This window comes from Paraburkholderia sp. BCC1884 (genome assembly GCF_900996225.1).
Classification (GTDB): Bacteria; Pseudomonadota; Gammaproteobacteria; order Burkholderiales; family Burkholderiaceae; genus Paraburkholderia.
The window spans coordinates 145,909-162,711 of sequence record NZ_CAAJGL010000090.1 but is presented as its reverse complement, the minus strand read 5'-3'; the positions used below and the strand labels follow the sequence as shown (position 1 = coordinate 162,711).

General features: G+C 60.3%; 17 protein-coding genes. 7 read left to right on the top strand and 10 right to left on the bottom strand.

Going from position 1 to position 16,803, the window contains the following annotated elements; genetic code table 11:
* Nucleotides 1-19: 19 nt before the first annotated feature.
* From FQ705_RS19630 to FQ705_RS19615, 4 genes are all read right to left on the bottom strand, one after another.
* A complete protein-coding gene (locus FQ705_RS19630) occupies nt 20-2,401 on the bottom strand; it encodes a tetratricopeptide repeat protein (protein ID WP_144143727.1) in 2,382 nt (793 codons plus the stop codon).
* A gap of 211 nt (nt 2,402-2,612) precedes the next feature.
* On the bottom strand, nt 2,613-2,921 hold the full coding sequence (locus tag FQ705_RS19625) for a flagellar protein FliT (protein WP_144143726.1): 309 nt from the start codon (nt 2,919-2,921) through the stop codon (nt 2,613-2,615).
* A 17-nt stretch (nt 2,922-2,938) separates the two neighbouring features.
* Nucleotides 2,939-4,471 (bottom strand): flagellar filament capping protein FliD, encoded by a 1,533-nt coding sequence (fliD, locus tag FQ705_RS19620; RefSeq protein ID WP_144143725.1) that lies wholly within the window; start codon nt 4,469-4,471, stop codon nt 2,939-2,941.
* A 137-nt stretch (nt 4,472-4,608) separates the two neighbouring features.
* The gene (locus FQ705_RS19615) at nt 4,609-5,784 is read right to left on the bottom strand and encodes a flagellin (RefSeq protein ID WP_144143724.1); all 1,176 of its coding nucleotides are present in this window, start codon (nt 5,782-5,784) and stop codon (nt 4,609-4,611) included.
* 267 nt (nt 5,785-6,051) lie between these two features.
* On the opposite strand from FQ705_RS19615, the gene FQ705_RS19610 reads away from it, so the two are divergent.
* Nucleotides 6,052-6,996: an aldo/keto reductase gene (locus FQ705_RS19610; RefSeq protein ID WP_144143723.1), complete on the top strand. Its 945-nt coding sequence runs from the start codon at nt 6,052-6,054 to the stop codon at nt 6,994-6,996.
* A gap of 358 nt (nt 6,997-7,354) precedes the next feature.
* Nucleotides 7,355-7,567, top strand: a complete 213-nt coding sequence (rpsU, locus tag FQ705_RS19605) for a 30S ribosomal protein S21 (protein ID WP_006050883.1) — start codon at nt 7,355-7,357, stop codon at nt 7,565-7,567.
* 72 nt (nt 7,568-7,639) lie between these two features.
* Here the strand turns inward: rpsU and FQ705_RS19600 are convergent, their stop codons facing one another.
* Both FQ705_RS19600 and FQ705_RS19595 read right to left on the bottom strand, forming a co-directional pair.
* Nucleotides 7,640-8,065 (bottom strand): hypothetical protein, encoded by a 426-nt coding sequence (locus FQ705_RS19600; RefSeq protein WP_144143722.1) that lies wholly within the window; start codon nt 8,063-8,065, stop codon nt 7,640-7,642.
* Nucleotides 8,066-8,299: 234 nt separating this feature from the next.
* The gene (locus tag FQ705_RS19595) at nt 8,300-8,896 is read right to left on the bottom strand and encodes a DNA-3-methyladenine glycosylase I (protein ID WP_144143721.1); all 597 of its coding nucleotides are present in this window, start codon (nt 8,894-8,896) and stop codon (nt 8,300-8,302) included.
* A gap of 140 nt (nt 8,897-9,036) precedes the next feature.
* Here FQ705_RS19595 and FQ705_RS19590 point away from each other — a divergent pair, with 140 nt between their 5' ends.
* Together FQ705_RS19590 and FQ705_RS19585 are read left to right on the top strand one after the other, a co-directional pair.
* Nucleotides 9,037-9,918, top strand: coding sequence for a BadF/BadG/BcrA/BcrD ATPase family protein (locus FQ705_RS19590; RefSeq protein WP_144143720.1), 882 nt, complete (start codon nt 9,037-9,039; stop codon nt 9,916-9,918).
* Between the two features lie 133 nt (nt 9,919-10,051).
* Nucleotides 10,052-10,873 (top strand): Cof-type HAD-IIB family hydrolase, encoded by an 822-nt coding sequence (locus FQ705_RS19585; RefSeq protein WP_144143719.1) that lies wholly within the window; start codon nt 10,052-10,054, stop codon nt 10,871-10,873.
* Nucleotides 10,874-10,960: 87 nt separating this feature from the next.
* Here the strand turns inward: FQ705_RS19585 and FQ705_RS19580 are convergent, their stop codons facing one another.
* The 3 genes from FQ705_RS19580 to aqpZ all read right to left on the bottom strand — a co-directional run bounded on the left by FQ705_RS19580 (nt 10,961) and on the right by aqpZ (nt 13,108).
* A complete protein-coding gene (locus FQ705_RS19580; RefSeq protein ID WP_144143718.1) occupies nt 10,961-11,248 on the bottom strand; it encodes a PXPV repeat protein in 288 nt (95 codons plus the stop codon).
* Between the two features lie 274 nt (nt 11,249-11,522).
* Entirely contained in the window at nt 11,523-12,218 is a 696-nt protein-coding gene (locus tag FQ705_RS19575; protein WP_144143717.1) for a histidine phosphatase family protein, read from the bottom strand.
* Nucleotides 12,219-12,370: 152 nt separating this feature from the next.
* Nucleotides 12,371-13,108: an aquaporin Z gene (gene aqpZ / locus FQ705_RS19570; RefSeq protein ID WP_144143716.1), complete on the bottom strand. Its 738-nt coding sequence runs from the start codon at nt 13,106-13,108 to the stop codon at nt 12,371-12,373.
* A 288-nt stretch (nt 13,109-13,396) separates the two neighbouring features.
* On the opposite strand from aqpZ, the gene FQ705_RS19565 reads away from it, so the two are divergent.
* Nucleotides 13,397-13,699, top strand: coding sequence for an H-NS family nucleoid-associated regulatory protein (locus FQ705_RS19565; RefSeq protein WP_064267064.1), 303 nt, complete (start codon nt 13,397-13,399; stop codon nt 13,697-13,699).
* A 287-nt stretch (nt 13,700-13,986) separates the two neighbouring features.
* Here the strand turns inward: FQ705_RS19565 and FQ705_RS19560 are convergent, their stop codons facing one another.
* Nucleotides 13,987-15,051, bottom strand: a complete 1,065-nt coding sequence (locus FQ705_RS19560) for a glycosyltransferase family 4 protein (protein ID WP_144143715.1) — start codon at nt 15,049-15,051, stop codon at nt 13,987-13,989.
* Between the two features lie 708 nt (nt 15,052-15,759).
* Between FQ705_RS19560 and flhD the strand changes: the two genes are divergently transcribed.
* Entirely contained in the window at nt 15,760-16,080 is a 321-nt protein-coding gene (gene flhD, locus FQ705_RS19555) for a flagellar transcriptional regulator FlhD (RefSeq protein WP_006050893.1), read from the top strand.
* 55 nt (nt 16,081-16,135) lie between these two features.
* A complete protein-coding gene (gene flhC, locus FQ705_RS19550; RefSeq protein WP_144143714.1) occupies nt 16,136-16,696 on the top strand; it encodes a flagellar transcriptional regulator FlhC in 561 nt (186 codons plus the stop codon).
* The last annotated feature ends 107 nt before the right edge of the window (nt 16,697-16,803 follow it).

Below are 16,803 nucleotides of genomic sequence, written 5' to 3'. Positions count from 1 at the left end.
GCAGTGTGCAGACGGCCGTTCAGGCTGCAACGGGTACAACCGGCGGCGGACACCAGTCGGCCGGCAATGTCGCTTCAAAGGCCGTCGGCGCTTCATCGCCGCACCAACGCTTCCACATGGTGCGCAGTGCGATCGAGAGGCCGCCCGCTACCTTTTCAGGCTGGAATGGAACGGAGTCGAGGCAGCGCTCGCGCATGCCGATGCGAAGGCGATTCAACTCATCCAGATCGCGCGTCAGTTCGAGACTTTTCCGAACAAATTCGTCCTTGTCCTGCGCGATGAACTGTTGGAGTCCGACGTGTTCGAGCCAGCAAGCGCCGCAGCGGCTCGGCATGGACGTGCCGGGCATGGTAATGGTCGGCACACCCATCCACAGCGCATTGAGCGTGGTGGTCGAACCCGTGTATGGGAACGTATCCAGACAGAGATCGACCTGATAGTGCTGCTGCATATAGACGGGCAGCGACGCACGCTTACAGAACGTTAGCCGATCCGCGGAAATGCCCTGCGCGCTGAACCACTCGAGATAGGTTTCTTCGTCCAGCTTGCTCGAGACCGCGCCAATCACCATGCGTGAAGTTGGCTCCGCTCGCAGAATCTCACTCCAGACCGCGATGACTTCCTGGCTGAGTTTGTTGAGCCGGTTGAAGCTGCCGTAGGTGATGTAGCCTTTGTGAAGTGCAGGCAGCGCATTGACCGGCGGACAATTCGGCGGCGGCATGTAAGGCGTTGCCGACGGCAACAACGCGAGTTTTTCGACGAACTGATCTTCGAACTGCGCGAGCGGAGTCACGTAGCGGTCCGAGATGTAGTAATCGAATGCGGTCATCCCGGTCGTGGCCGGATAGCCGATCCACGATACCTGGATGGGGGCCGGCTTGCGCGCCAGTCCTACGATCCGCGAATGCGCCGTATGTCCCGACAGGTCGACGACGATATCAATCTGATCTTCGACGATCTGCTTGTCGAGCAACGCGTCGCTCATATTCGCCACGACTTGCCAGGAGCTGGCATGTGAGCGAAGCTGCTCCGTGATGTGGTCGTTCATCTCGAAGTTGTAGTAGAAATGGAGCGACAGGCTGGGGTCACGGCTCAAATTCCGCACAACCGGCAGCAGGTAGTAAGACGCTGCGTGGTTGCAAAAGTCACCGGATATGAATGCGATGCGCAGCTTGCGCTCCGGGTCACGCGCGTTGGTGTAGCGTCGGCTTGCCGCCGCGGCGGGAGCGTCGTGCAATTCGCCGAACCGGCGGTGCTCCTTGAAGAGCGCGGCCTTGTCGATCTTGCTGCTGTGCATGAGACAGAACAGCAGATTGGTTCGCGAGTTGATGTCTACCGGGTCGATTTCCAGGGCGGTGCGCAAGGCGTGTTCCGCCTCCGCGATTGCGCCTATGCCGAGATAGACATTGCCGAGCGCACTATGTACGGCGGAAGAGCGCGGCGCGAGTTCTGCGGCACGCTTGCACGAAGCGATTGCCTCTGCGCGTCGCCCAAGCGCGATCAGCGTGAGGCCCAGAACCCGATGCGTTTCCGGGTGATCAGGGGCATACATGAGCAGTTGCCGCGATTGGCTTTCAGCTTCCTGCAGGGCGCCAGCATGGCGCAACGTATCGGCGAGCAACAGTCGGCAGATCACGTCGCTCGGATCCACTTCTACGCCCGCGCGCGCCACTTCGATTACCTCAGTGAACTGATTGTTTTTTTGAAGTGAGATCGCGAGTGCGCGCCAGCTCTGAATGTCTTTCGGATAGCGCGCGGTCAGCTTGCGCGCGAGGGCAATCGCCTCTTTGAAGTGGCGCTTGTGCAGCAGCGCGTTCTGCTTTTGAATCTCCGGCGCCGGAGCCTGGCGGTGTTGGACCGTCTTCAGCGATACCGTGGCTTTATTGGCGGGCGCTGTGACAGGCTGCGCTTCGATTGTCTCGACGGTGATCAGATTGATATCGCGCGAGCCTTCCGGACCGGCATTCAATTTGACTTCTAGTCGCCTCTCGGGCTGGGCCAGCTGATGAATCAAGCTGTTCAACGCAGGGCCTTGAACACCCTGTTGCTGGGCCAACTCGACAGCAGTCCATCCAGCGGCCATCTGGCCGCTTTCAAAGAGAGCATTGATATAGCTTACCCAATACTGGCCGTTAGCCGGGCTATTGCCCAAGGCCACTTCGAAGTGCGGCAGCGCTTCGGCCGGGTGTCCGGTCTGCACCTTGACAACGGCAAGGTTGTAGTTGGCATCCGCATGCATCGGCATCGTCTCGAGAATCGCCTCGAAAAGGGCCTGGGCATCGGCGAACTCACCCTTGTGGTACTGCTCGATGGCGCTCTGCATGACGAGCGCAATGTCCTGAGCGAGTTGCTGTTCAGGTGAGAGAGCCCGCGGGGCCGATAAATCGATTTGTGTAGACATGATGCTCGCACGAGGAAGCTGTACGTTGGATTATCAAGTCGGAGTTCGCAGCCTTAAGGGTGGAAGTGACGCCAAAATGACGGCTAATTCATCTGATCGCGCGTCCCGTCGGCGTTAGGGCAAAAAAATGCCCGCACAAGGCGGGCATGAGTTAAACGAGCACACCCTGACTTCGGTGCGTATGTTGTTGTTGGTTATACGGCCGGCACGCTTAGCGCGCGGCCATCAGTGCTGTCTTGTGATACTGACCGACTGCATTCACACGGCGAATCGCAGAGTTGAACTCGCTCTGCAACTCGGCTTGAGTAGATTGCGCGTCGGCAAAGATCACGGCGTCGCGCGCGACGACCGAGCGGATCGCGTCAAGCGACCCTTGCACCTGCTGCGCGTCCAGCGACATGATCATCGGCGAACGGACTTCCACCAGACGAGCGGCTTCGGGCCAGTCGGCCAGCGCCGCTGCATGCTCGATTTCGCGCGTGAGTGCGAGGATTTGTTCAACTTGGGTAGCTTGTTCCACGAGAGGATCTCCGTGCGTTAGCTCTTGTTCGTCGCCAGTGCACCGGCGCTATCGGTACCGCCGAACAGTTGCGTCAGATAGGCCGCGTTGTTGGACGTCGTCGCCATCAGCGTGTTGAGCGCGGTGAATTGCGCCGAGTACTGGCTCGTCAATTCGGCGGTGTAATCGCTCAGGTTCGATTGCTGCGTCGTGATGCTCGTCAGATCGCTGTTCAGTGCGGTGGTCCGCACGTCGATCATGCCGCCGGTTTCGGTGAAGTTGTTGACGCTGGCGTTGAGCTGCTCGCCGATACCGTTGGTCGAATTGAACAGCGAGGCAACCGTCGACGAGTTATTCTGCAGCGCCGAAGTGAGCGTCGTGCTGTCCACCGACAACGTGCCGTCCGCGCCGAGCGTAATGCCGATCGACGCCAGGCTTTGCGACGCGCTGCCGTTCTTCACGCCGCCTGCAACGATCGAAGCGAGCGTGTTGTTGATCGTATTGAGCGTGGAGTCGCCGAGCAGTGGCCCTTGCGTTGTCGAAGTGGAGCTGTACTGCGTGAGCGTGCCCATCGTCGTCACGAGCGTGTTGTACAGCGTGACGAAGTTGTTGATCGCAGCGGCCTGCGCAGTCGTGTCCGCGGCGATCGTGAGCGTTTGCGTGCTGGCCGGCGTGGTGACGGCGGCGGAGGTCAGGTTCAGCGTTACGCCCGAAATCGCGCTCGTGACCGTATTGGTCGAACTCGACGCGGCAATACCGTTGATGGTGAATTCCGCGTCTTGCGCCGCAGTGCTCTGCGTCCAGCCGGTACTCGTGCCCGGCACCGCCGAGGTGATGCTCGATTGACCGCCCGTCGTGCTGGGGGTCGTAGAAACGCCCAGGTCCGAGAGGCCGTTGTCGCCGCTCAGGTCGTTGACCGCGACGCCGATCGTGTTGGACGCGCCGGTTGTCGTGGAAGCCAGCACGAGGTGAGCGCCGGTGCTGCCGTTGACGACAGTTGCGGTCACGCCCGGATTACCGGTTGCGCCGTTGATGGCTGCGGCGATGCCCGCAATCGTGTTGTTGCTGCTGTCGATCGATACGTTGAACGACTGGCTACCCAGCGAGATGGCCAGCGTGCCGCTGCCGAGTTGCTGGGTCGAGTTGAATGCCGCCGACGACAGCGCCTGCGCGGTAGCGACCTGCGAAACCTGCACGCTGTAGCTACCTGCCACCGCGCCGCTGGCCGCCGTTGCGGTGATGCCGGTGCCGCTCATCGTGGCGCTGAAGGTCGACTGCAGCGTGCCGTCCGACAGCGAGCCCAAGCCGGTCTGCAAGGCGCTCAGGGCGGCGGAAAGCGCGCCGTAGGCCGAGATCTCGGTGGTGTCGCTGCTTTGCTGGTTCGCGAGCGCTGCAACCTGTCCGGCCGTCTTCGAATTCACGAGCGCCGTGACGAGGGAATTGACATCCAGCGACGAGTTGCCGGTCGCACCGCTGACGACCGACTGCATCGCCTCCTGGAGGGCTGTCTTGTCGGCTGCGACACTGGCTGCTGCTGCGCTCGATGCGGATGAAGACGATACCGTTGACATCGAAATGCTCCGTGCTTTTGTGATGATGCTTGAAGGGCGTAACGATACTGCAAGATGTCAGACGAAGCTGTCATCCAAAGCCAAAAAACCGGACAACGCGCGATGACGCGCGCTGTCCGGTCAAACTCCGCTAACTATTACTGCAGGAGCTTCAGAACTTGCTGCGGCTGCGAGTTTGCTTGAGCCAGAACCGAAATACCAGCTTGTTGCAGCACTTGCGCCTTGCTCAGGTTCGCCGTTTCCTCTGCGAAGTTCGCGTCGGTGATTTGCGACTGGGCCGACGACAGGTCGGTCGACTCAGCTTGCTGCGACGTTGCAATCGCGGTGAAGCGGTTTTGTGCCGCACCGAGGCTTGCTTGCAGGTTGTTGACAGCGGTCAGCGCGTTGTTGATTGCGACCATTGCCACGTTTGCGCCGGACACCGTGCTGATGTTCAGGTTCGAGACCGTGGTGTTCGATGCGTTGACCGCACCGATTTGCGCCGTTGCTGCAGCAACCGCCGAATCCAGAGCAGCGTTCGTCTGGTCGAATGCAGCCGTGTTCATCGTCAGCGTGGTAACCGGTGCGCCCGTCGTTGCGGTCGTTTGCGCGCCTGCCGAGAAGATCGTGCCGGCAGCTGCCGAGCTCAGAGCCGTGCCGTTCTGGTCGGTGAACGTGAAGCCACCATGACCATCCGACAACACGTTGATCGACGTGACGAGGTTGGAAGCCGATGCAGCCGAAGTTGCAATCGCGCCAGTCGACTTGTCGATGTTCAGGCCGCTGATCGTGCCAGCCAGCGTGCCAGTCGTCAGCGAGCCGTTACCCAGCTTGGCAGCGGACATCGAGCTGCTCAGGTCGAGGTTGATCGTCTGACCGACGTTCGCGCCAACCTGGAAGCCGACGATGCCAGCCGAACCGTCCAGAATGTTCGTGCCGTTGTACGTCGTTTGCGACGCGATACGGTTCACTTCCTGGATTTGCTGTGCAACTTCTTTTTGCAGAGCGGCCTGGTCCGACGACGACATCGTGCCGGTCGAAGCTTGCACTGCCAGTTGGCGAATACGTTGCAGGCTCGAGGTCAGCGACGACAGTGCGCTCGATGCCGTTTGGATCAGCGAAACGCCGTCGTTTGCGTTCGACACGCCTTGGTCCAGACCGTTGATCTGGGTTTGCATACGCGTCGAGATTGCCAGACCTGCTGCATCGTCCGCTGCGCTGTTGATGCGCTTGCCCGACGACAGGCGCGTGATGGCTTGCGAGAGGGCGCTTTGCGAGCCATTAAGGTTTTGCTGTGCAACCAGCGAGTTGATGTTGCTATTGATTCCGAGCATGAAAATCTCCTAAATAAGCCTTGAGCCCAATACGCCACGTTGGCATCGGCGGAAGCACTCGTTCATTGCTGGCCGCCTCAGTGAAGGTTGACGGCGGGCCTGAAAAAAACTTGAGGGACTTTGTGCAATGTCTTCCCAATTGTTTTTCGCGGATTACGGTCGGCAACCTGTCTGGAAGCCTTTCGCAGCCTTGATCGGCGGACTCGCTGCAGCTATTGAACGGACGGCGTATTCTGTTTTCTCCCGTAATAAAACCGTGGGGAAATCATGCAGAAACGCCGGATTGGACGTTCGGAATTGGAAGTGGCGCCGCTAATGTTCGGCGGCAATGTATTCGGCTGGACAGCGGATGAAGCCACCTCGTTTTCGATTCTGGACGCGTTCGTGGACGCCGGTCTGGACTTTATCGATACCGCCGACGTCTATTCCGCATGGGTACCGGGCAACCAGGGCGGCGAGTCGGAAAGCATCATCGGCAAGTGGTTTCGTCGCAGCGGCAAGCGCGACAAGATCGTGCTGGCCACCAAGGTCGCGAAGCATCCGCAGCGCAAGGGGTTGTCGGAGGCGAACATTCTCGCGGCGGCCGAGGATTCGCTGCGGCGCTTGCAAACCGATTACATCGACGTCTACTTTTCTCACGACGATGAAGACACAGCGACACCGCTGGCTGAAACGCTCGGCGCCTATCAGAAGCTGATCGACGCGGGCAAGGTGCGGATCATCGGCGCCTCGAACTATAGCGGTGCGCGGATTGAGGAGGCGCTGGCGGTTTCGCGTCGGCATGGACTGCCCGAATATCAGGTCCTGCAGCCCGAATACAACCTGTATGATCGCGCCGAGTATGAGCGCGATATCGAACCGGTCGCGCTTGCCAACCAGCTTGGCGTCGTCGTGTATTGGAGCCTCGCGAGCGGCTTTCTGTCCGGGAAATATCGCTCCAAGGCGGATCTTGCCGGCAAGGCGCGTGGCAGCCGGGTCGAGAAGTATCTGAACGAGCGTGGTTTGCGCATTCTGGACGCACTCGATCAGGTCGCGGAGCGCCATGGCAGCACACCGGCCACCGTCGCTCTGGCATGGCTGATTGCGCGGCCCAGCGTGACGGCTCCGATCGCGAGCGCGACTTCGGTCGATCAGCTGAAAAGCCTTGCTGCCGCAGTCCATTTGATGCTGACTGGCGCCGATATTCGCGAACTCGATGAAGCGAGCGCGTGAAGCCCCAGCGACCTGGTGTTTTCGCCAAACCCCTGGTAGGATGGGGAGTTTCCTGATATCATCGGGAGTGAATTGAGATCTTTGCCTGTTTCGTCAATGTTTTTCATTGATGAAAGGTTGGCGAAACGGCAACAGGCGCGGCTTTTTTACTCTGCGTCTGTCCGCGTTCCGCGGTGAACTCCCCACCTCTCTTTTCCGGCCTCCGTGGCCGTTGAGCCTTCGTTTCGTTCGTGGTTTGGCCGGGTTCTGCCCGCGTTTGCCTGTTACTGGCCATGAATTGAAACGACCGGAGGGCCGGCGCGTGAGCGGTTTCCCGCCACGAAATTAACCCGTATCAAGTGATTGAGTTAGGAATTACATGACGACGATTCTTCTGAAGGAAAACGAGCCGTTCGAAGTGGCGATTCGCCGCTTTCGTCGCGCAATCGAAAAGAATGGCCTGATCGCTGAACTGCGTGAGCGCCAATCGTACGAAAAGCCGACTACGGCACGTAAGCGCAAGAAGGCTGCTGCTGTGAAGCGCCTGCACAAGCGCCTGCGCAGCCAGATGCTGCCGAAAAAGCTGCACTAAGCAGGCGTTTTCAGCACGGCCGAACGGCGGTGTGAGCTTCGAAAGAAGCCACACCGCCGTTTTGCTTTTGGGTCAAGCGGCGCTTTTTAGCCGCTCTATCGACAGATCGAATTGACGTGCAATCGATTTCAGCCGTTCGTGCCACTCCCATGTGCCGAAGACATCGTGCACATTTTGCAGGCAACTGAGCAGATCGACGGTCGCGGAATCATAGACATTGATGCGGGCGCGCAGTAGCGCCTTCTTGAGTGCGGATACACCGACATCCATATACGCCGGCACCGCGAGCGGCGTTTTGCCGATGTAGCGCACGGGAATGCCTTCCATCGCCGTCATGTAATCGCGCGGTTTGATGAAGTTGCCGATCGGGCAGCCGCCACAATAGCCCCGATAGGCGCCGCCTCCGCGCGGCAGCAACGCAGCGCGCTTCTGGCCGAGCAGATGAGCGACTGCCTGGTCGAAAATGTCCTGATGCGTCAGGAAGCTAAGTGTTTTCATGGTTGGTCTCCCATGCGTTACGCAGCGGTTATTCGTTGTTTGAGCGCATGACACCTAGTATCGACCGCGAGTCGGAGGATGAAGCCCGGACTAGCGCCGCGAAACGCCTTCAATTCCGCGCTTTAAAGGTTTTGGCAGGTCGACAGTTGCTGCGCCTCTTTCTCTATAACGACCGATTTGAGCGAGAAGTGAAGCCGGCCGTCACCGGCTTGCCGCGACCAACGCGCGAGCGTCTCAACTCGCCTTGCGATTACGTTCCTTCTTGCCGAGCGCCGCGCAGCGCGCACGGCACATGCAACTTGCCTCGTGGTCGTTGACCATGCCGACCGCCTGCATGAACGCATAGCAGATCGTCGAGCCGACAAACTTGCAGCCATACCGCTTCAGGCCTTTGCTTAGCGCATCCGAGATGTCGGTGGAGGCAGGCGCCTGCTTGTATGAGGTCCAATCGTTCTGGATCGGTGTCTGGTCGACGAAAGACCAGACGAAGTTGGCCAACGATCCGTGCTCGGCCTGGATCTGCTGCACAGCGCGGGCATTCGTAATGGCGGCCTCGATTTTGCCGCGATGGCGCACGATGCTTTCGTCCGTGACTAGCGCTTCCACGTGCTTCGGCGTGAAGCGCGCGACCTTGTCGATCTCGAAGCCGGCAAACGCCTTGCAGTAGCCGGCCCGTTTGTTGAGAATCGTCGACCACGACAAGCCCGCCTGCGCGCCTTCCAGCACCAGCATTTCGAACAGATGCTGGTCGTCGCGCGAGGGCACGCCCCATTCGCTGTCGTGATAGTGTGCGAGCGCTTCGCTCGATACCCAGTTGCACCGCTGTGTCACTGTCGCGCTCCCGCGTTGTCATGTCGCCCGTCAGAATAGCCGATGCGCGGCGCGCCGCAAGCTGGCCATTCAGCCGATTGCGGGATTGAAACTGACCTGCCACGCTATGGCTTATTCACCCACGAAACTCACCGGACTCGATGAACCACGACTTCTTTCTGATCGGTATTGACGGCGGCGGCAGCGGCACGCGTGTCGTGCTGGGCGACGCGCACGGACGCGAGTTGGCGTTGGCCGCGAGTGGGCCGTCCGGCTTGGGCCTCGGCATCGCGAACGCCTGGCAGTCCATCGCGGCAGGCTGCGCGGACGCCTTTGCGCGCGCGGGTCTCGCGCTGGACTGGTCCCGTTGCGTGCTCGGCTGCGGGTTGGCGGGCGTGAACAACCGCGACTGGTTGGCAGACTTTCAAGCGAAAGCGCCCGCTCTGGCCGGGCTGGCCGTGGAAAGCGACGCCTACACCACCTTGCTCGGGGCTCACGGCGGGGCGCATGGCGTCATCGTCGCGCTAGGCACGGGCAGCGTGGCGGCCGTGCTCGATGGCGCCGATCAATGGCGCCTGGCGAGCGGCTACGGCTTCCCATCCGGTGACGAAGCGAGCGGCGCATGGCTGGGTCTGCGTGGCATTGTCCACGCGCAGCAGGCGCTGGACGGCCGCGAGCCGCACGACGCGTTCGCGCAGGCGTTGCTCGATCACACCGGCGCGCACGACCGCGACAGCCTCGTCGTGTGGCTGTGCGAAGCCAATCAGACCGCTTACGCGAAGCTCGCGCCGATCGTCATCGAACACCGCGCTCATCCTTTCGCGGCCCGTCTGCTTGGCGAGGCCGGCGTACAAGTGGGTAAGATGATCGCCGCGCTCGATCCTACGGCCGCCTTGCCGGTTGCCTTGTGTGGCGGCCTCGGCGTGCCGCTGCGCGACTACGTGCCACAGAGCTTTCAGGGTCGACTGCGCGAGCCGCTGGCGGGTTCGGCGCACGGTGGCTTGCAGTTGGCCCAGCGGGAAGCGACGCGTATCGCCGGCTGAACGGGGCGCGGACCTACGTGGCAAAAACTCGACGCGGCGGCGCCAGGACGTCGCCCGCCAGCATGCAGCCGAGCGTGCCGCAAGTGATCGCGCGGTAAAATACGCGCTTTGACGCTGCTAACACGCCTACACCATGTACAAAGTCATTGCCACGGACCTCGACGGCACGCTGCTGAACGCCAACCACCAGGTGGACCCGTTCACGATCGCCACCGTGCGCAAACTGGAAAGCGACGGGCTGCAGTTCGTGATCGCCACGGGCCGTCACTATTGCGACGTCGCGGGTATCCGCGACGTACTCGGCATCAGCCCGTACCTGATCACGTCGAACGGCGCGCGCATTCATGCGCCCGACCATACCGTGATCCATGCCGACGACCTGCCTCCCGCCATCGCGCAACGGCTGGTTCTGCCGGAGATCGTCGGCACGCACGGTCGCGTGATCGTCAACCTGTTCGAGGACCAAGCCTGGTTGATCGACCGTGATGCACCGGAACTGCTGAAGTTTCACCAGGATTCGGGCTTCACCTACGCAGTGACCGATCTGCCGGCGCACAGCGGCGCCAACGTCGCGAAAGTGCTTTATATCGGCGAGCCTGCCGATCTCGCGCAGATCGCAGCGAATCTGGAGCGTGAATTCGGTGATGCGCTTTACGTGACCTATTCGCTGCCCGACTGTCTGGAAGTGATGACGTCGACTGTGTCGAAGGGACGCGCATTGCGCGTTGTACTGGATCTGCTTGGCGTCGATGCCTCGCAGTGTGTCGCGTTCGGCGACAACATGAACGATATCGACCTGCTGGAGACGGCCGGCCATCCATTCATGATGAATAACGCGAATCCCGATCTGATGACTCGCTTGCCTAACGTGCCGCGCATCGGCAATAACTTTGAAGCAGGCGTCGCGCATCATTTGCGCAAGCTGTTCTCGCTCGACGACGAACTCACTTCCTGAGTCCAAACTGAACTGGCCCGCGTCCATTCCGGTGGACGCGGGCCAGTGTCTGCGGATATCTCGAGCACGCGGTACCCGAGTTACGTATTAGCCGTGCCATCCGCCTCGACGGTCGCCGTGATCGTCGTGACCCCCGCGATGATCGTCGTGGTTCCAGCCGCGATCGTAGCGATGGTCATTGCGATAGTAGCCGCCGCGGTCGTCGCGATGGCCCCAGCCGCCGTACCCGTAATACACCGGCTGAGGCGCCGCATAGACGGGCGCCGGTGCGCCGAGCGACAGGCCGATGTTCAGATCCGTATGTGCTTGCGCGACGCCGCATGCGCCTGCTGCGAGTCCTGCGGCAACCAGCAAGTGAGTGACGATGCGTTTCATGTTGTTCTCCTGTGAAGCGACGTTGGGTGTCGCACAGGATCAATTTACGCATTCCATACGGCGGCGACTGCGACGAAGTGTTACGGACTGCAAGCATCGTCGCAGTGAATTGAAAGCGTTAGAGTCGCGCTTCAATTTTTGGCTTTGTCCGGCCGACACCCCGCTGTGAAAGGGTTTCAGGAATTCTAGCCGTCACTATGGCGTGAGCTGTTTCGCAAATTCCTTAGTTCGGGCAACACGGCAAGTAATCACGCCTTACATCTGTATTGCCGAATTAATTCGCCGGCGTGGCTAAAGCACCCGAGGCACCTGCCGCCGATGCACCCGGCAGCGCCGCGCAAGGGCAATCGCTCGCGCGTCCATCCAGTCCTTGGCGATCATGCTTGAAGCTGGCATGCGCCGCGCCGTTCTGCCAGTCAAGTCGAACGATATAAATGCTGTCGAAATCGTCGCTCTGCCATTTCGGGATATCCGCCGCGTTGCCGCCATGCGCGGTCATCATCTGGCGCAGTAATTTCTCGATCAGCTTGTGTTCCCACGCAATCACAATGAGCTTGCCGCGATTGGCGGGATTGACAAGCGCGGCGCTCAGCTGATCGATTTGCGCAAAGCCGTAGGGCGTTTGCACCGGCATTCCGAATTGGATCGCGGTCGGTTCGATCGTTGCCAGTGGCCGGATGTAGTAATAGGGATGGCCGCTGTCGTTTTTCTGCTGTCCAGGGTCGGGCGCGTAAATCGCATCCGGTTTGCCGAACTTGGCTGCGATCACGGCAGGCAACGCCAGCGCGCGGTTGAGCCCTTGGCAATTGAGCTGGCCGTAGCCCTGCGCCGGCTTCTCGCCATGCCGCACGAAGACGAGTGTTTCGGTCTGGCCGTCGGCCGCCTGCGCGGCAGGTAACGCCACCAGGCCCGCACACAGGATAGCGGCGCCGGGTGCGACGCGCCGTAGAAATCCGCGAAGACGGTTCATCGCTGGCACCTGTGCGAGTTGGGAAAGTCGCACGATTCTAGCAGCGGACCCTCGGGGCTCGGCGCGCCACTCGCACGTTCCCTGCGCATCGCATCAAATCGGAGTGGGCGCCACGGCGCCCACCTGAACGACGGAGCAACCGCGTCAGCCAATCAGTCCAGCGCCAGCTTCTGCGCGCCCATACGGTTTTCAGCGAGGAGCGGATACAGCACGCCCGCGATCACGGCGCCGAGAAGGGGCGCGACCCAGAACATCCACAACTGATCCATCGCCGCGCCGCCGACGAACAACGCCGGCCCGGTCGAGCGCGCCGGATTGACCGAGGTGTTCGTGACCGGAATCGAAACGAGGTGAATGAGCGTGAGGCAGAAGCCAATGGCGATCGGCGCAAAACCGGCCGGAGCGCGCTTGTCCGTCGCGCCAAGAATGACGAACAGAAAAAAGCCGGTCATGACGACTTCGCAGAGAAACGCCGCGCCCAACGAGTAATGACCCGGCGAGCGTTCACCGTAGCCGTTGCTGGCGAAACCGCTGGCGACCAGGTCGAAGCCGGGTTTGCCCGATGCAATCAGCGACAGCACCAGCGCACCGAGCACCGCGCCGATCACCTGAGCGACGATGTACGGCAGCAGGTCGCGAGCCGGAAAGCGCCCGGCGACGGTGAGTCCGACGCTCACCGCAGGATTCAGATGGCAGCCGGAAATGTGGCCGATGGCAAAGGCCATGGTCAGCACAGTCAGGCCGAACGCGAGCGACACCCCCACGAAGCCGATGCCCAGACCGTGAGCCGGGCCGGCGAAGCTGGCGGCGAGGACGGCACTGCCGCAGCCCCCGAGCACGAGCCAGAACGTGCCGAATAGTTCGGCGGCGAAGCGCTTTGATAAACGCATGGTTGGTAATCCTAAAAAAGTTGACGCTTTGCGTAGCACGCACGGCTAAGTACCGGGCTGCCTTGAGCGCGCAATTCTAGGGAAAGAATGTCAAAACGGGTGTCAAGAATTGTCATCGACGAGCGGCCTTTACCTATTATTTCCAGATAAAGATGCGGCTTTGAATTTCACCGTTGCTTAATAATTATCAGAGGATATCCTCCTAAATCGGTATTATTGGCCATTGCGAATTTTTATAATTGCAGTTAGTCTGCGAGCCAATGAGTTCTAGAAAAGGGGAGAACCGGAATGTCTCAATATGCAGACCTCAAGGCGCAGATCGCCAAATTGCAGGCACAAGCAGAAGAAGCCCGGCGTACTGAAATTGACAATGTGATCGCCGACATCCGCCAAAAGATCGCTGAATACGGTCTGAGCGCGCAGGACCTCGGTTTTGCCGTGGCCGCCAAGCGCGGACGCCCGCCGAAGAAGGCGCCGCTGCCCGCGAAATATCAGGATCCGAAATCGGGTAATACGTGGAGCGGGCGTGGCAAGCCGCCTAAGTGGATTGTCGGCAAGAATCGCGAACGCTTTCTTATCGGCGCCGCGTGATCCGGCGGCGCGAATGGCGAAAGCGAACTGAAGGTTTTATCGCACCAGGCGTTATTCGCCATCTACTTGGCCGTTATGGAAGCGTAACCACCCCGGCAATGAAAAAGCCGCCTTTGAAAGGCGGCTTTTTCATTTGATGCGCGGGGAAAGTCTGATTCGAAGCTTGCGCAAACGATTCACGTGGAAAATTTACCGCTCATTGCCAGGCAAATCGGCCCGCGCGTTGCCATCGAGGTACACCACTTAAACGGCCGAATGAAAAATCTCCAGCCGTTTAAGCGTGCCCTTTAGCCGACGGCGACCTGGCGCAATACCGGACGACGCGTGGCTTCGATCAGCGTCGAGTAACCGTCGACGTAATTCTGTGCCATCGTCTTCGAGCTGAAACGGCGTTCGAATTGTGCGCGGATCTCGGTGCGCGACAACTCGTCAAGGCGCTGCAGCGCGGCGACCGCGCCTTGCACGTCTTCGACGATGTAGCCGGTCACGCCGTGGTCGATCACTTCCGGTACCGAGCCGCGGTTGAACGCGATCACCGGTGTGCCGCAAGCCATTGCCTCGATCATCACCAGACCGAACGGCTCCGACCAGTCGATCGGGAACAGCAGCGCCTTGGCGCCCGACAGGAACTCCGACTTCTGCGCCTCATTGATCTCGCCGACGAACTCCACGTGCGCCATCGACAGCAACGGCTCGATTTCGCGCTTGAAGTATTCCTGGTCGACCTTGTCCACCTTGGCGGCGATCTTCAGCGGCAAACCGCTCTGTGCAGCGATCTTGATAGCTGTATCGACGCGCTTCTCCGGGCAAATGCGACCGAGGAACGCCAGATATTCCGGCTTCTTGTGCGTCTGCGGCGTGAGTAGCTGCTCCGGCAGGCCGTGGTAAATCGTGTTGAGCCAATTTGCCTGCGGCAGCGGCAAGCGTTGCGAGTCCGAAATCGACACGACCGGTACATTGGAAAACGCGTCGAATACCGGTTGCAGTTCCGGCAAGTCGAGACGGCCGTGCAGCGTCGTCACAAAGGGCGTGTCCATCGTCGTGAAGAGCGGGAACGGCATGTAGTCGAGGTGAAAGTGCAGCACGTCGAACTCGTGAGCGACTTTGCGCACTTTTTCCATCATCAGGACGTGCGGCGCCAGTGCGTCGCGAATCGTCGGATCGAGGCGCAGCGCACGCGGCCAGCACGCGTCGAGGTTGGCCGAGGTGACCGAGTCGCCGCTCGCGAACAGCGTGACATCGTGGCCCAGATCGACCAGCGCTTCGGTCAGATACGACACGACGCGTTCGGTGCCACCATAGAGTTTGGGCGGGACGGCTTCGTATAACGGCGCAATTTGTGCGATTCGCATGCGGTTTCTCCTATTCATAACGGCTTCGCACAACGGCGCTCGAGTAGAGCGAGGAGCGAATGCCTGTCGGACGGTTGGGCGCGGTAGGCCGCCGCCCGGGGGTGTTCCGAACCTGCATCGGGTAATCCCTTAGCGTTCATTATCGGGATCGGCCGGGCTAATTCGAGTTATTTTTCAAACGCTTAATGTTGTTACAGCGCGAAACATGGTGCGTTACAGGTCGTCTGGACGGCCGTCCCGATAGTCGGGAAAGCCGGAGAACCGCATATCCAAACGCGCACAGCCCTTCAGCAAGACATGCGCCCGACCTGCCGAGGGAGGTTCCTAATCGCCAAGTGTTACGTAGAAGTGAAAACGTCTTATAATTCTTTCTCACCGCAGCGAAGGTGCGGATCGTGAGGCAACTCAAGCTCACCGTTTGCCCTGCTGGCGCGTCAATTGGCATTCAAGCCGTATAGCGAGGCCTTCTCGCCGGTCTCCGTCGGCGACATTTCAGGCCTCTCTCCAATCGCTCTTGTAGGAAAAATTCCTACACAAATGACGGATTTATCCGTCAGACAGGCTGGGTGTCTGTCCGATTTTCGTCCGCTCCCCCTTTCGACACAATGCAGCAAGACCAGAAACGAGCCGATTCGTGCGGTTTAAGCGCGCGCGTTCGAGCAAACGTTTTCGCAACGGCCTGACCAGCCAGATATACCCGGGGGAATCATGAGCGCGACAAGCGAAATGCTCAATGAGATCAGAGAAGTCAATCTGTCGTATCTCCTGCTAGCGCAGCGTCTGCTGCGCGAAGACAAGCCGATGGGCATGTTCCGCATGGGGATTTCGGACCAGTTAGCCGATGTGCTCGCCAACCTGTCGTTGGCGCAGACCGTCAAGCTGGCGGCGTCCAATCAGGTGTTGTGCCGTTTCCGTTTCGACGACCATGCCGTGCTGTCCGCTCTGGCGGACAAAGGCAAATCCAGCGCTGTGGCTCAGGCGCATTCCGCGATCCTGATGGCAAGCCAACCGGTCGAGCAACTCGGCTGAGAAGGGCAGGCTGTACCTTTAAATAAAGCGATCAGGACCGGGGAAAGCCAAACGGATGGCCTATAAAAGTGTGGTGCTAGAAGTCAGGGAAATCACTCTGGCCATCGAACTGATCGAACTTGGCGCGCGTTTGCAACTGCTGGAAGCTGAAACCAGCCTGTCGCGCGACCGGCTCATCAGGCTGTACAAGGAGCTGAAAGGGGTGTCGCCGCCCAAGGGCATGCTGCCGTTTTCGACCGACTGGTTCATGACCTGGCAGCCGAACTTTCACTCTTCGCTGTTCTACAACATCTACCGTTTCATGGCCGGCCACGGCGGCTGCCTGACCATCCAGTCGATCGTGAAGAGCTACCGGCTCTATCTCGAACACGTCCAGTTGCACGACGACGAACCCGTGCTCAGCCTGACGCGCGCGTGGACGCTGGTGCGCTTTTTCGACTCCGGCATGCTGCAGATGACCACCTGCGTGCGCTGCGGCGGGCATTTCGTTGCGCATGCGCACGATCCTCAGCATTCGTTCGTCTGCGGGCTTTGCCAGCCGCCATCGCGCGCCGGTAAGACCCGGAAAGTCGCCGACGCCCGGGCTCGCGAGAGTCTCGCCGCGCTCGCCGTCTGAACTGCGCGCCACCCGCGCCGTGCGGGCCGCCGTCCTTATTTGCCAATCGGCCGCCTTGGCGGCCATGCCGGTTATATCCACCTCTGGTTTACGAGCCGCCTTTTCCG

What these genes read in the sequence shown, in the direction of transcription:
- FQ705_RS19630 (WP_144143727.1), bottom strand. Translation starts at nt 2,401, where the DNA reads ATGTCTACACAAATCGATTTATCGGCCCCGCGGGCTCTCTCACCTGAA.
- fliD (WP_144143725.1), bottom strand. Translation starts at nt 4,471, where the DNA reads ATGTCAACGGTATCGTCTTCATCCGCATCGAGCGCAGCAGCAGCCAGT.
- FQ705_RS19615 (WP_144143724.1), bottom strand. Translation starts at nt 5,784, where the DNA reads ATGCTCGGAATCAATAGCAACATCAACTCGCTGGTTGCACAGCAAAAC.
- FQ705_RS19610 (WP_144143723.1), top strand. Translation starts at nt 6,052, where the DNA reads ATGCAGAAACGCCGGATTGGACGTTCGGAATTGGAAGTGGCGCCGCTA.
- rpsU (WP_006050883.1), top strand. Translation starts at nt 7,355, where the DNA reads ATGACGACGATTCTTCTGAAGGAAAACGAGCCGTTCGAAGTGGCGATT.
- FQ705_RS19600 (WP_144143722.1), bottom strand. Translation starts at nt 8,065, where the DNA reads ATGAAAACACTTAGCTTCCTGACGCATCAGGACATTTTCGACCAGGCA.
- FQ705_RS19590 (WP_144143720.1), top strand. Translation starts at nt 9,037, where the DNA reads ATGAACCACGACTTCTTTCTGATCGGTATTGACGGCGGCGGCAGCGGC.
- FQ705_RS19585 (WP_144143719.1), top strand. Translation starts at nt 10,052, where the DNA reads ATGTACAAAGTCATTGCCACGGACCTCGACGGCACGCTGCTGAACGCC.
- FQ705_RS19580 (WP_144143718.1), bottom strand. Translation starts at nt 11,248, where the DNA reads ATGAAACGCATCGTCACTCACTTGCTGGTTGCCGCAGGACTCGCAGCA.
- FQ705_RS19575 (WP_144143717.1), bottom strand. Translation starts at nt 12,218, where the DNA reads ATGAACCGTCTTCGCGGATTTCTACGGCGCGTCGCACCCGGCGCCGCT.
- aqpZ (WP_144143716.1), bottom strand. Translation starts at nt 13,108, where the DNA reads ATGCGTTTATCAAAGCGCTTCGCCGCCGAACTATTCGGCACGTTCTGG.
- FQ705_RS19565 (WP_064267064.1), top strand. Translation starts at nt 13,397, where the DNA reads ATGTCTCAATATGCAGACCTCAAGGCGCAGATCGCCAAATTGCAGGCA.
- FQ705_RS19560 (WP_144143715.1), bottom strand. Translation starts at nt 15,051, where the DNA reads ATGCGAATCGCACAAATTGCGCCGTTATACGAAGCCGTCCCGCCCAAA.
- flhD (WP_006050893.1), top strand. Translation starts at nt 15,760, where the DNA reads ATGAGCGCGACAAGCGAAATGCTCAATGAGATCAGAGAAGTCAATCTG.
- flhC (WP_144143714.1), top strand. Translation starts at nt 16,136, where the DNA reads ATGGCCTATAAAAGTGTGGTGCTAGAAGTCAGGGAAATCACTCTGGCC.